Raw genomic sequence first — 12,904 nt, 5'->3', positions numbered from 1 at the left:
AGCATAGATGCTCTCTTAAGCTGTCTGCCACGTCCAAGTAGCTAGTTTCTTTAAATTCATGGCAGCAAAAGTAAGCATCGCCTGCATAGACCGAATACCAAAAACGTACTGAATAAACGTCATTTTAAAGAGAACAACAGGATCAATCTAGGACGCCCATTAGGTGAATAGAGCTGTTCGACTAAAGGATAGATAAATGAAAAATCAATAGCAGCCCCTAGTTTTCGCACTAAATAATCGTTGGGAACTAATGGATCAATCGTTAACATTTCTAATTGTTCTCGTTCATTGGATTGTTCTTCGTCATCATCGTTTACTTTTTAACACCCTATGTAGATAAAGTAAGTACTTTATGTAGAAGTTGATGGGAACGAAGGGCGGCGACTCCTGCGGGAAAAGCGGGAAAGTCGAGATCCTGGACTGAGCGAGGCGAGGGAAGCAGCTCGACCCCGCCCGCGGAAAGCGTCCGCCGGTAGTGGAAATCAACGACTTTACTTTATTTCATTGTAAAAGAAAAAAGACTGTAGGCAAACTCTCAAATTTTTTGAGTTTGTCTACAGTCTGAGAAGAGTCCTAAAAAGGGCTCTTCTTTTTTTTACTTCATGATAGTGGAATCAATAGCACTCTTCGGACTAATCTGTACGTCCTAATTTCTCCTTTTTGGTTTGTCTTTTAAGTTTTTCATTCATCATTTTCTTGTTAAGAATGCTTACTCTACCAACCATTAGCAATCTCATATCCTCTACAATATATTGGGCTAACTTCGGATATGTCATCTCCTTCAATACCGAGTCGGAATTTTTGCCCTTGAATGCCCCCTCTATTTGTAAACTCAATATAGTAGTAAAATAGCACCATTTTTTCCATTTTGGTTCCGCCTTTTGTTGTCTTTGTGTCCTCGCAATGTATTCTGTTTTAGACTTTATTGATAGCTGAAGAGAGCTCATGCTATACAAGTTAAATGTTTCATTTTAATCAAACGAGGCTCTCATTTCCTTTTTCTTGTATTTGGTACTTGAAAATAAAGAAGTCATAGTGTAATATCTGACTAGTACACTATGACACGAGGTGTTGAGCATGAAAAGTTTTGTAGGACTTTTAAAAAAAGAATGGGTACTTTACCGCTCATGGTTTTTAATGGGGATATTTGCGGGAATTATGTTTTCTTGGATCGTTCCCTATGGATTACATCAATTTGTTGATCTCTTCCCTAAAGAAAATCAGCTAGCATTTGCCTTTACGCTTCTTGTCCTTTTTGTAGGTGGATTTTATTCTGTTTTACAATTTTTAGCGAGTATGCGTTTGGATATTAAAGCTAAGGAAAGCTGGCTCCATTCCACTAGTTCCATCACAAAGCTAGTAGGAGCCAAGATGGTCTGTTCGCTCATAGGCTATGCGCTTTTTAATACGCTCTTTGTGGGTATTGCCATCTTTAATATAAAAGAAGAGTTTATCGCAAATATTGGACAAATCGTATTCGTTTTAATAGGAATTGTGATTGCGTTAACTATTTTCCAATTTATGTTATTTGTTTTACTGTTGTTCTTTTTAGCTTTTTACTTGCAATTGAAGCATGTGATTGGGCGTTTTTCCATTGTATTGACGATGGTTGCTTTTGGACTTACCACATCGGCTTGGGTACGAATAACGGAGAGTCAGTTTTATGACACGGTTTTCCACCGTGGCGCCATTTCGTTAAGCAAATTAGAACCGTTTTTACCCAAAGTAAAAGCAACGACAACGATGGAATGGAGGCTGGGCTCTATTTATGTTGTTGAAGAAGTAGCTTCTATTTTACTCATCGTACTGCTTTTTTTAACGGCATCCAAGTGGCTTGAAAAGGTGGTATTACGATGACGATGGATTTTTCACGTGATAAACCAATTTATAGTCAGCTTGTCGATCGGATATGCGGGGACATTTTAAAGGGGCAGATATTGCTTGGAGATCGACTGCCCTCTGTAAGGGAATATGCAGTCGAAACGGGTGTCAATGTTAATACGGTGCAACGAGTCTATAAGGAGTTAGAGGCAATGAATATAACGGAAACCAAACGAGGACAGGGTACTTTTATTACGACTAATGAGGAACGCATCGAAGGATTACGAGATGATATGAAAAATAAGTTAGCCGAAAGTTTTTTAACATCTATCGAGGCGTTGGGATTTTCCAAAGAAGAAATGCTCGTTGTATTAAAAAATAAAGCATGAGGTGAAGGAATGTTACAGCTATTAAATGTGTCTTTTCAGTATAAGAATAAGCCCATTTTACAGGATTTATCCTTTTCCTTTCCTATTGGACAGATCATTGGGCTCGTTGGGGAAAATGGTAGTGGTAAATCTACACTTCTCAAAGTTTTAGCTGGCTTATTACGCTCCTCAACTGGTGAAGTGGTATTGAATGGTCAACCAATTACTCGACGAAGTGCGGATCAAATTGCTTATTTACCAGATACTGATTTGTTTTTTGATTATTATACGGGGGAACAGCTCTTTCAGCACTACGCTTCTCAATTTGAAGACTTTTCCTATGATAAGGCATGTATAGTAGCTGAATTTTTACAGGTGGATAAAAATAAGAAGCTACGTCAATTATCAAAAGGGAATCGTGGACGTATGAAAATGGCTGCTACACTGGGCCGAGAAGTTCCTTATTATTTAATGGATGAACCATTTGCTGGGCTAGACCCCATTGTGCGAGAGCAGCTCATTAAAGGTTTAATTCAATTTACGGACATTGAAAATCAAACGATTTTGCTGTCTACGCATGAATTATATGAGGTTGAACCTATTTTAGATCAAATTATTTTATTAAAAGCTGGCTCTATCACAGCTTATGAAGACGTAGAGACATTGCGTGATGTGACCAATAAAGATGCGGTTCAATGGATGAAAGGTTTTTATGGTCATTCTTCCAATGATAACGATCGCCAACACTTTTAACGATAAAGGCTCAGGCGTAACTAAAAAGAAAGGGTGAATAAATATGACAGAACCAATTGTTCAATTGCAAAATCTATCGAAAACCATTCGTGGAAAGCAATTAATACAACAATTAAACATTGATTTATATCCAGGACAAATTACAGGTTTTTTAGGACCCAATGGGGCAGGGAAAACAACAACGATTCGTATGATGACGGGCCTTATGCATCCAACAGAGGGCAAGGTCATCATTGATGGACTATCGCTACAGGAGCATTATGAGGAAGCGATTAGCAAGGTTGGTGTGATTGTCGAAAATCCAGAAATGTATAAATTTATGTCGGGCTATAAAAATTTATTGCATTTTGCACGTATGCATAAAAATGTTTCAAAGGAACGAATCATGGAGGTCGTTAAACAGGTTGGTCTAGAAAATCGTATCCATGAAAAGGTTGCAACGTATTCTCTTGGTATGCGTCAACGACTAGGGCTTGCTCAGGCGCTATTACATCGACCAAAATTTCTAATATTAGATGAACCAACGAATGGTTTAGACCCAGCTGGTATTCGCGAATTCCGTATGTACCTTCGCAAAATTGCGGCAGAAGATAACGTGTCGGTTTTTGTATCCAGTCACTTATTATCTGAAATTGAGCTAATGTGTGATCGAGTGGCCGTCATTCAAAATGGGAAGCTAATCGACATTCGTGAAATTCATAATGAAAGCACGTCGTTTTACTATGTGGAAGCACAGCCACAAGAGCAGGTTTCTGCCCATCTGGCACAACATGATTACAAGTTTGAGGCAATGAAACAAGGCTATGTAATTGAATTGAAGAAAGAGGATGTTCCTGCATTGACATTAGGGCTTGTGCAAGCAGGTATGCAACTATTTGCCGTACAGCCACATCAGAAAACATTAGAGGATCAATTCTTAGAAATGACTGGAGGCGGACAAATTGCTGAAGCTAATTCAAAATGAATGGATGAAATTATGGCATAAAAAAGGGACGTGGGCAATGGTCGCTATGCTTGTCCTTGTCATTCTAGTTCCTGGCGGCATCATGAAATATTATGAGGGTAAATCATCAGATGAGGGAACATGGCAGGAGATAGAGCAGCAGTCTATCCAAAATAATAAGGCAATGCTGGCAGAGGAGGACATATCCGAGGAAGACAAAGCATTTTTTGAAGAGCGAATTGCTATTTCGGAGTACCGATTAGCCCATGATGCGCCGAGTCAAGAAGATAGCAGCCTTGCAAGCTTTATGTCCTTTACAAGCAATATGCTAACACTTGTCACTTTATTTACGGTGATTACTGCCGCAAGTATTGTCTCCAGCGAATTTTCAACAGGTACTATTAAAATGCTGTTGACTCGTCCTATGTCCCGTGCGAGGGTGTTAACGTCTAAATTATTGACAACCTTCTTATTCGGTTTGTTTTTAGTTGCTGTAAATGTAGTTGTGAGTGCAATTGTAGGTTTAGTATTATTTGGTGTAGGCTCAGGTGTGGAATTAGAGATTGTTAATGGTCAGGTGGCTGAAAAGGCAGTATGGAATGATTTAGCCTACCATTATCTATTATCTGGCGGTGATTTTGTTATGTCTACATTATTTGCCTTTTTAGTTGGTTCAGTATTCCGTTCGAGCTCATTAGCAATCGGCTTAACGATGTTCCTGTCATTTACAGGTGGCATGATCATTATGTTCTTAAGTAGATACGACATTGTCAAATACATTTGGCTAACACATGCAGATTTAACTCAGTATGAAAAAGATATGTTAATGGTTCCAGATATGACAATGCCTTTCTCGCTAACTGTATTAGCTATTTATGCTGTAATTTTCCTAGTGATTAGTTATACATCCTTTATGAAACGAGACGTTACTGCATAATTTAAAGAAGAACTGTGCCCTAATGCTTTATTAGGGTACGGTTTTTTTACATCAAGAATTATTAAAAAAGTATTTATTTTTTTTCAAATTGCGCCTATAATAATAGCAACTTAATGAAAACGCTTTTTTTTCATAAAAGTGGTCTAGACAACTATACCAAAGGGGGATAAAGAATGTTTGCTTTCTTACAAAAAATCGGTAAGTCACTTATGTTTCCAATCGCGACATTACCGGCAGCAGCCTTGCTTTTGCGTTTAGGTTCTGGGGATATGCTTGGAGCAGTGCCGAATGAAGCCATTCAGTACATTGCTAGTATTATGGCCGCTTCTGGGAATGCTATACTAGGCAATTTACCTATTATTTTTGCGATTGGTATTGCGATGGGGTTAGCACATGATAGCAGTGGGGGAGCAGCTCTTGCAGGTGCGATTGCTCACCTCGTATTAGTAGCCGTTTTAGGGACGGTTAATGAAGAATTAAATATGGGTGTGTTTGGTGGTATTATTGCCGGTATTACGGCAGGCTTACTGTATAACAAATATTATAATGTGAAATTTCCAGAATGGTTATCATTCTTTGGTGGACGGCGGTTTGTACCAATTATCACGTCCATCACTATGGCGATTTTAGGGAGCATTTTAGCCATTGCTTGGGGACCAATTCAGGGCGGTATTGATGCTGTCGGCAATTGGATGATCGGTGCAGGATCACTTGGCGTTGGGATGTATGGTTTCTTCAACCGTCTATTAATACCAGTTGGTCTTCACCATGTAATCAATACGGTTATTTGGTTTGATTTCGGTGAATTTACGAATGCCGCGGGTGAAATTGTGAAAGGGGATATCCATCGTTTCTTAGCAGGCGATCCAACAGCTGGACATTTCCAAGCTGGTTTCTTCCCAATAATGATGTTCGGTTTACCAGCAGCTTGTCTTGCGATGTATTTCACAGCGAAAAAAGAAAAACGACCGATTGTGGGTGGAATGTTCGTATCTATCGCTTTAACAGCCTTTTTAACAGGTGTGACGGAGCCGATTGAATTTTCATTCATGTTCTTATCACCTGTTCTTTATGGTATCCATGCAGTATTAACAGGTATTTCCCTTGCAGTTGCCTATATGGTTGGGTTCCGTGATGGCTTTGGATTCTCAGCAGGGTTAATTGACTACTTGCTAAACTTAGGTTTGGCCGATAAACCATTAATGCTTCTACCATTAGGTTTAGGCTTTGGGGCCATATATTTTGTCGTCTTTTATTTCTTGATTAAAAAACTGGACTTAAAGACACCAGGACGTGAAGATGATGAGGAAGAGGATGGGGAATCAAATTCAGCTATTTCCGATGATATTGATGTACGTGCCTACTACACAATTGAAGCATTAGGTGGTAAAGAGAATATTCAGCAAGTGGATTACTGCACGACTCGTTTACGTATGTCCGTACAGGATGCCAGTGTCGTGGATGAGAAAACATTGAAGCAAACAGGTGCGCGAGGTGTTATGCGTATTAGTAAAACCAATGTACAAGTAATTATTGGAACATCTGTTGAGTTTTTAGCGGAGGCTATGAAAGAACGTCTGCAAAAAGGCAACCCAGCACCTGCTAATGTCCAGTTGCTGACGGAACAGCCTGTAGCGACAGCAGAAGTAAAAAGTGACGCAACAACAACTTTCCATGATTTTGAAATGCCAATGACAGGGGATTTATTACCGTTATCAGAAGTACCGGATGAAGCATTCTCTGCTGGCCTGATGGGTCCTGGTTTTGGGATTCGTCCAACAGATGGAACTGTTTATGCACCGTTTGACGGTCAAGTGGTGATGATTTTCCCAACGAAGCATGCGATCGGTTTAAAATCTGAAACTGGTGTAGAATTATTAATTCATGTCGGTTTAGATACTGTAACACTGAATGGTGAGGGCTTTGACATGCTTGTATCAGATGGTCAAACAATTAAACGTGGAGAGGCATTATTAAAAGCAGACATCACAAAAATAAAGGAACAAGTGCCTTCCATTATTACCCCTGTCGTTTTCACTAGCCTAATGGGGCAAGAGATTACGTTAGAAAAATCAAGTTTCCAAAGAGCAGGCGCTACCAATATTATTTCATTGAAAAAGTAACAAGTCATGGGGCTGTGTGCAGAGGGAACATAGGCAATCATATTGCAAATGGATACCTTTTCAACAGCCCTTGTTCAAGAAGAGGAGATGTTTTTCTTGAGTTTAATAATTCGGAACATCACAGTGGTCAATGCGAGTGGTCGAGATGAACAGATGGATGTGTGGATGAAGGACGGCAAAATTGCTCAGATTGCCCAGCATATTCACGCGCAGGGCGTTGATCAATTAGAGGGTTCAGGAAAGTTTTTATTGCCAGGATTTATTGACATGCATATTCACGGGTCTGCCCAAATGGATACGATGGATGCATCTGATGAAGGGTTACATATCATGGCCCAATCACTATTAAAAGAGGGTACAACCAGCTTTTTAGCCACTACGATGACGCAAAGCTTTGACAAAATCGAACGGGCCATCGTCAATGTGGCACAATTTCAGCCAAAGTCAGATGAAGCGGAAGTACTTGGTCTGCATATTGAGGGACCTTTCGTATCGAAGCAGCGTGCAGGAGCTCAGCCACTTGATTATATTGTCCAGCCAGATATGGAAGTCATTAAAAAATGGCAAGCATTAAGTGGTCAAAAAATTAAACAAATTACGCTGGCACCGGAGGAACCTAATGGAATGGCAGCTGTCCAAAGCCTTTCTGAAAGTGGCGTTATTGTATCAATTGGTCATTCCGACGCTACATTTGAGCAAATGCAGGAAGCTGTTCAATTAGGTGCATCACAGGGGACTCATTTATACAATCAAATGCGTCCATTCCATCATCGTGATCCAGGTGTGGTTGGTGGTGTTTTGCTAGTAGATGCCATAAAGGCTGAACTAATTGTTGATTTTATTCATATGCATGAAGGAGCTGTGGAAATGGCTTATCGCTTGAAGGGGGCAGACGGCATTATTTTAATAACGGATGCGATGCGAGCGAAGGGTATGCCCTACGGTGAATATGATTTAGGTGGTCAATTGGTGCATGTGACAGAATCAGGCGCACATTTATCGAACGGTTCACTGGCAGGCAGTATTTTAACAATGGATCAAGCAGTACGAAATATGCGTCAGATTACCAACTGTACATTGGAGGAGCTTGTGAAAATGTCCAGCTATAATGCTGCCCAGCAATTAAAATTAACGAACAAAGGGCAGCTTACAGAAGGGTATGATGCGGATGCAGTGATTGTAGATGAACACTTGCTGCTCCATCAAACGATTAAAGCTGGCCGGATCAGGGTGCAGACAAACAATTAGGAAGAAATGTTTGAAATGAAAAGGTGATAGATGATGAATACCTATTTTCAACAAGTCAATCGCTATTTAACAATGGTGGCACAACAAGAAAGTGAACAAATTAACCGTGTAGCTCAGTTAATCGTTAAACGTCTAGTACAGGGAGGCATTATCCAGTTATTTGGTTCAGGTCATTCCATGTTATTAGCACAAGAATGTTATTTCAGGGCTGGTGGCTTAGTTCCAGTCAAACCGATACACATTGAATCCTTAATGCTACATCAGGGAGCCCGGCAATCTTCACAAAATGAAAAGAAGCAAGCATTTTTAGCTCCCTATAAGGATGAGCTACAGTTTGATGACAAAGATGTTTGTATCATCATTTCAACCTCTGCCAACAATCCAGTACCAATTGATATGGCGATTTACGCAAAAGAAGCAGGTGCGCATACGATATCACTACAATCATTGGCCTATCAACAGCAGCCATCACGCCATCCCTCAGGTCAACGTTTAGAGGATATCGTGGATGATGTTTTAAATACGCATGTACCACTAGGGGATGGGGTTTTAACAGTTGATGAGTTCCAATATGGACCTGTATCTACCGTATTAGGGGCAGCGCTACTAAATGCTCTATGCGCTCAAATCATTGAAATTCTGCATGAACAAGGCGCCAGCTTACCCGTGTTTGCTAGCAGTAACTTAGGGAACACCAATAATGATGAGCTCATTGATCAATATGGTCAGCGTATTCATTTTTAAGACCTTAGGAAAAGGAGGATATGTGGTGAACATAGAAAGATTTAATTCAAAAGAAGATTTATATGCACGAGCCGTTGCCATCATTGCGGCTGCTAAAAATAATGGGTCCACAACGTTCGGGCTAGCTACTGGTGGAACGATGGAACCGTTGTATGCTAAAATCTGTAAAACAGATATTGATTTTTCGAATTGCATCAGCTTTAATTTGGATGAATATGTAGGGCTTGAAGCTAACCATGAGCAAAGCTATGCCTATTACATGCATCAGCATTTATTTCACGAAAAACCATTCCAAGCTTCTTATTTACCAAATGGCTTAGCGACGAATCCTTTAGAGGAAGCAGCTCGCTATGAAGCGCTATTACAACAACATTCCTTAGACTTTCAATTGCTTGGTATCGGACAAAATGGCCATATTGGCTTCAATGAACCAGGTACACCATTTGAGTCCTTGACACATCTTGTAACATTGGAAGAATCGACTCGTCAAGCCAATGCTCGCTTCTTTTCATCGATTAATGAAGTGCCCACGCAAGCGTTCACTATGGGGATTCAATCTATTATGCGTGCAAAATGCATTTTGTTAATTGCAGTGGGAGAAACTAAGCGTGAAGTATTAGAGCGTGTGCTGGCCTCTGATTATACAGAGGAAATTCCAGCAAGTGCTTTAACCAAACATCCAAATGTCATCATTTTAACAGATTTACAAGTAGAGGAGAATAAATCATGAAAACACAACAATTTACAGTAATCGATCCGTTAGGAATTCATGCACGTCCAGCAAGCCAGCTTGTGGCAAAAGCTACACCATTCGCTTCCGCAATTGAAGTGCGTACTGAAGAAAAAGCAGCGAATTTAAAATCAATTCTTGGCGTAATGGGATTAGCTTTAAAGCAAGGTTCTCAATTTACACTATATGTAGAGGGGGAAGACGAAGATCAAGCATTTGAGGCATTAGCAACATTACTGACAGAAATGGGGCTTGCACAATGACACATCTCGCTGGTATTGCCGCTTCAGACGGCATTGCCATTGCTAAAGCGTATCGGTTTGTACAGCCGAATTTAACATTTAGCCAAACAACGGTTCAAGATGTTCAGGCGGAGCAGCAACGTTTAGCCGCTGCCCTTGCCAAAACGGAGCAAGAGCTAGAGGCCATCAAACAGCAAACATTAAAAAAATTCAGTGCCGAGGAAGCAGCCATCTTTGAAGCGCATTTATTAGTGGTGAAGGACCCAGAATTAATTGGGCCTATCAATCAAAAAATAGCTGATGAAGGAGTCAATGCAGAATTTGCCTTACATGAAGTTTCATCAATGTTTGTGGCGTTATTTGAAAGTATGGATGATGAATACATGAGTGCACGTGCTTCAGATATTAAAGATGTGACCAACCGCATTTTAGCACATTTACTCGGTGTACATATTCCTAACCCAAGTAGTATTAGTGAACAGGTGATTATTGTAGCTAATGATTTGACTCCTTCAGAGACAGCTCAATTGGATCGTAACTTTGTCCTAGGCTTTATTACGGATATTGGGGGGCGCACCTCTCATTCAGCCATTATGGCACGTTCATTAGAGATTCCAGCAGTAGTTGGAACTGGTGTAGCAACGACTACGATTCAAGATGGAGATATATTAATCGTGGATGGTTTATCCGGTCAAGTGTTTGTCAATCCAACGGCTGATGTGATTGTTAGCTATCAAGAAAAAGCCCAAAGCTATCATACTCAACAAGCGGAATGGGCAACCTTAGTAAACGAACAAACGGTGTCCAAAGACGGTGTACATGTAGAGCTAGCCGCTAATATTGGCTCTCCAGGCGATTTGGAGGGCGTATTGCGCCATGGGGCTGAAGGAATTGGCCTATATCGTACAGAGTTTTTATATATGGGCAGAGAAAACCTGCCATCTGAGGATGAGCAATTTACGGCTTATCAAACGGTTCTTGAGGGAATGCAGGGGAAGCCAGTAGTCATTCGCACACTAGATATTGGTGGAGACAAACATTTGCCCTATCTACCGCTACAGGAGGAAATGAATCCATTCCTTGGTCATCGTGCCATTCGTCTATGCTTAGAGCAACAGGAATTATTCCGTACGCAATTGCGCGCTCTACTGCGAGCATCTGTATATGGAAACCTCAAAATTATGTTCCCGATGATAGCGACTATTCAAGAGTTCCGTGATGCCAAAGCGATTTTGTTAGAAGAGCAAGAAAAGCTAAAAGCAGCGGGGGAGGAAGTAAGTGCTGACATTGAAATTGGTATGATGGTTGAAATTCCTGCTACAGCAGTGATGGCTGATGTTTTTGCGAAGGAAGTGGACTTTTTCTCCATTGGAACGAATGATTTAATTCAATATACAATGGCTGCAGATCGTATGAATGAAAAAGTATCTTATTTATATCAGCCTTATAATCCAGCTATTTTACGCTTGATTCAAATGGTCATTCATGCCGCCCATCAAGAACAGAAATGGGTAGGGATGTGCGGAGAGATGGCAGGCGACGAGCTAGCAGTTCCTTTATTGCTTGGCTTAGGCTTAGATGAATTTTCAATGAGCGCAACATCCATTTTGAAAACACGCTCTTTATTGAAGCGTCTGTCTGTTAAGGACATGCAAGCTTTAGCGACTGAGGCGTTACAAGTAGCAACAGCTGAAGAGGTTATGGAAAAAGTAAAGCAAGCGGTGAAATAACTTTTCTATTAGCTACACGTAGTAAATGGTTCAGGCTGTAGATGAGCTCAAAAAAATGTTGAGTTGTCTACAGTCTTTTTTCTTTTTCACAGCAAAACCCGATTTTTTTGCCATGACATAAAATCATCTCCTCCATACGTGTGCTTGGAGATAAAAAAGTAGTTGAAGTGCTCTTCAACTACTTTTTATTGAATTTATATATGCTTTGAAATAAGTTGTTGAAGCTTTTCTGGAAGCGTCGGTAGATCATGCATCGTAATCGTTGTTCGAACGTAGCTTTCATCCATCTCTAGAGCCTCTGCGAAGAAGCTTCCAATCCCTCTTACTTTGCGGTCAATTTGTAATAGAATTTCTGCAGAGTGATTGGACTGCGAGAGGAAAACTATTTCAAGTTCATCTAGATGTCCTCTAAAGGAACCTGTTGGTACAAATTCAAACTCCTGTACAAATGGATAATATCCACGGAAGCGTGCTGGGGCTTGTTCACATTCTGCTTCTCGTAAACGAAAACCTAATTGCCCTATAGCGTCAAGTATATGTGATGCGAGGCTTGTTGGCTCTACACGAATATAATCTTTATCACTTGGGTCTACGGCATTTTTAATATCAAGTCCAGTTTGAATCCAAACTTGCGTTTTGCCCGCACTAATGGGTGTTTCAAAGGGCAGTGTCAATGAAATGGGAATGACCTTCTCTTCACTAGCTGCTAGTGTAAAAGGCTCTGTCACTTTGACTTTTTGTAGAGTGGCCACCTCTGTATGTTTATGATCATTGGACTCTCGTATATATGTCGTATTTATAGATAAATAGATAGAATCCACTTGTTGTTCAACTTGACCACCACGCACGATGATTTCACCTCGCATGACTTCTCCAGCTCGATAAGTATCCTTTTCCAACCTTGTATCAACTGTTGCTGAACCTATTCCAAAACTTGCTAGTGCTTTATGAAAAAAAGACATTCTTACATTCCTCCTACTGACATTGTTAGATATACATACGCACAGTTTGAAAAAAGGTTTCAAGACTCATAAATTTTTCGCCATACTCATTGGAAATCGAAAGAGGGATGGCGATAGCACGAGCAATGAAACCATATCTAGTATCGCTCTCCCGGTGTGGATTCGTATGATAGCGTCTACCAACAAAAAGACATACTTTGATCACATCATAGTTTTCTCAAAACGGTGTGTTCGATTTCTGCACCGTTTATTCATATTTAACCTTTATACTAGTTTTGGCTAGTTTTTAAAGCTGAAATGATG

General features: G+C 40.3%; 12 protein-coding genes and 1 pseudogene. 11 read left to right on the top strand and 2 right to left on the bottom strand.

All coding sequences use genetic code 11. The features are described from left to right. Positions 1–51 precede the first annotated feature (51 nt). A pseudogene (locus tag AC3CH7_RS01455) lies at positions 52–310 on the bottom strand (transposase); the annotation flags it as partial. A 767-nt stretch (positions 311–1,077) separates the two neighbouring features. Between AC3CH7_RS01455 and AC3CH7_RS01450 the strand changes: the two are divergent. From AC3CH7_RS01450 to ptsP, 11 genes are all read left to right on the top strand, one after another. Next, positions 1,078–1,857, top strand: a complete 780-nt coding sequence (locus AC3CH7_RS01450; protein WP_012293989.1) for a hypothetical protein — start codon at positions 1,078–1,080, stop codon at positions 1,855–1,857. After that, a complete protein-coding gene (locus AC3CH7_RS01445) occupies positions 1,854–2,210 on the top strand; it encodes a GntR family transcriptional regulator (RefSeq protein ID WP_012293990.1) in 357 nt (118 codons plus the stop codon). The genes AC3CH7_RS01450 and AC3CH7_RS01445 overlap by 4 nt, the downstream gene beginning before the upstream one ends. A 9-nt stretch (positions 2,211–2,219) precedes the next feature. Further along, complete coding sequence (locus AC3CH7_RS01440) at positions 2,220–2,942, top strand: ABC transporter ATP-binding protein (protein ID WP_012293991.1); 723 nt, start codon at positions 2,220–2,222, stop codon at positions 2,940–2,942. Positions 2,943–2,985: 43 nt separating this feature from the next. Continuing rightward, a complete protein-coding gene (locus AC3CH7_RS01435; RefSeq protein ID WP_099805257.1) occupies positions 2,986–3,906 on the top strand; it encodes an ABC transporter ATP-binding protein in 921 nt (306 codons plus the stop codon). Further along, the gene (locus tag AC3CH7_RS01430; protein ID WP_207889837.1) at positions 3,884–4,822 is read left to right on the top strand and encodes an ABC transporter permease; all 939 of its coding nucleotides are present in this window, start codon (positions 3,884–3,886) and stop codon (positions 4,820–4,822) included. Before AC3CH7_RS01435 ends, AC3CH7_RS01430 begins: the two co-directional genes overlap by 23 nt. A gap of 173 nt (positions 4,823–4,995) precedes the next feature. Next, entirely contained in the window at positions 4,996–6,945 is a 1,950-nt protein-coding gene (nagE, locus tag AC3CH7_RS01425) for an N-acetylglucosamine-specific PTS transporter subunit IIBC (RefSeq protein ID WP_012293994.1), read from the top strand. A gap of 96 nt (positions 6,946–7,041) precedes the next feature. Further along, positions 7,042–8,193 carry an N-acetylglucosamine-6-phosphate deacetylase gene (gene nagA / locus AC3CH7_RS01420; RefSeq protein WP_036161330.1) on the top strand — a complete coding sequence of 384 codons (1,152 nt, stop codon included), beginning with the start codon at positions 7,042–7,044 and terminating at the stop codon, positions 8,191–8,193. A gap of 33 nt (positions 8,194–8,226) precedes the next feature. Continuing rightward, positions 8,227–8,937, top strand: coding sequence for a sugar isomerase domain-containing protein (locus tag AC3CH7_RS01415; protein ID WP_031419726.1), 711 nt, complete (start codon positions 8,227–8,229; stop codon positions 8,935–8,937). Then, on the top strand, positions 8,915–9,667 hold the full coding sequence (locus AC3CH7_RS01410; protein WP_180276562.1) for a glucosamine-6-phosphate deaminase: 753 nt from the start codon (positions 8,915–8,917) through the stop codon (positions 9,665–9,667). Before AC3CH7_RS01415 ends, AC3CH7_RS01410 begins: the two co-directional genes overlap by 23 nt. Then, a complete protein-coding gene (locus tag AC3CH7_RS01405) occupies positions 9,664–9,930 on the top strand; it encodes an HPr family phosphocarrier protein (RefSeq protein ID WP_012293998.1) in 267 nt (88 codons plus the stop codon). The genes AC3CH7_RS01410 and AC3CH7_RS01405 overlap by 4 nt, the downstream gene beginning before the upstream one ends. Continuing rightward, the gene (gene ptsP, locus AC3CH7_RS01400; protein WP_281486579.1) at positions 9,927–11,639 is read left to right on the top strand and encodes a phosphoenolpyruvate--protein phosphotransferase; all 1,713 of its coding nucleotides are present in this window, start codon (positions 9,927–9,929) and stop codon (positions 11,637–11,639) included. The genes AC3CH7_RS01405 and ptsP overlap by 4 nt, the downstream gene beginning before the upstream one ends. A gap of 194 nt (positions 11,640–11,833) precedes the next feature. Here the strand turns inward: ptsP and AC3CH7_RS01395 are convergent, their stop codons facing one another. Then, positions 11,834–12,601, bottom strand: a complete 768-nt coding sequence (locus AC3CH7_RS01395) for a sporulation protein (protein ID WP_012294001.1) — start codon at positions 12,599–12,601, stop codon at positions 11,834–11,836. Positions 12,602–12,904 lie beyond the last annotated feature (303 nt).

This window comes from Lysinibacillus sp. F12 (assembly GCF_057773605.1).
The sequence above is the reverse complement of the archived record's forward strand: the minus strand, read 5'-3'. Positions and strand labels throughout refer to the sequence as shown.

Excerpts from the sequence above, each read along its gene's own strand:
- ptsP (WP_281486579.1), top strand. The coding sequence starts at position 9,927 with ATGACACATCTCGCTGGTATTGCCGCTTCAGACGGCATTGCCATTGCT.
- AC3CH7_RS01405 (WP_012293998.1), top strand. The coding sequence starts at position 9,664 with ATGAAAACACAACAATTTACAGTAATCGATCCGTTAGGAATTCATGCA.
- AC3CH7_RS01395 (WP_012294001.1), bottom strand. The coding sequence starts at position 12,601 with ATGTCTTTTTTTCATAAAGCACTAGCAAGTTTTGGAATAGGTTCAGCA.
- AC3CH7_RS01440 (WP_012293991.1), top strand. The coding sequence starts at position 2,220 with ATGTTACAGCTATTAAATGTGTCTTTTCAGTATAAGAATAAGCCCATT.
- AC3CH7_RS01435 (WP_099805257.1), top strand. The coding sequence starts at position 2,986 with ATGACAGAACCAATTGTTCAATTGCAAAATCTATCGAAAACCATTCGT.
- AC3CH7_RS01410 (WP_180276562.1), top strand. The coding sequence starts at position 8,915 with ATGGTCAGCGTATTCATTTTTAAGACCTTAGGAAAAGGAGGATATGTG.
- nagE (WP_012293994.1), top strand. The coding sequence starts at position 4,996 with ATGTTTGCTTTCTTACAAAAAATCGGTAAGTCACTTATGTTTCCAATC.
- AC3CH7_RS01450 (WP_012293989.1), top strand. The coding sequence starts at position 1,078 with ATGAAAAGTTTTGTAGGACTTTTAAAAAAAGAATGGGTACTTTACCGC.
- AC3CH7_RS01445 (WP_012293990.1), top strand. The coding sequence starts at position 1,854 with ATGACGATGGATTTTTCACGTGATAAACCAATTTATAGTCAGCTTGTC.
- AC3CH7_RS01415 (WP_031419726.1), top strand. The coding sequence starts at position 8,227 with ATGAATACCTATTTTCAACAAGTCAATCGCTATTTAACAATGGTGGCA.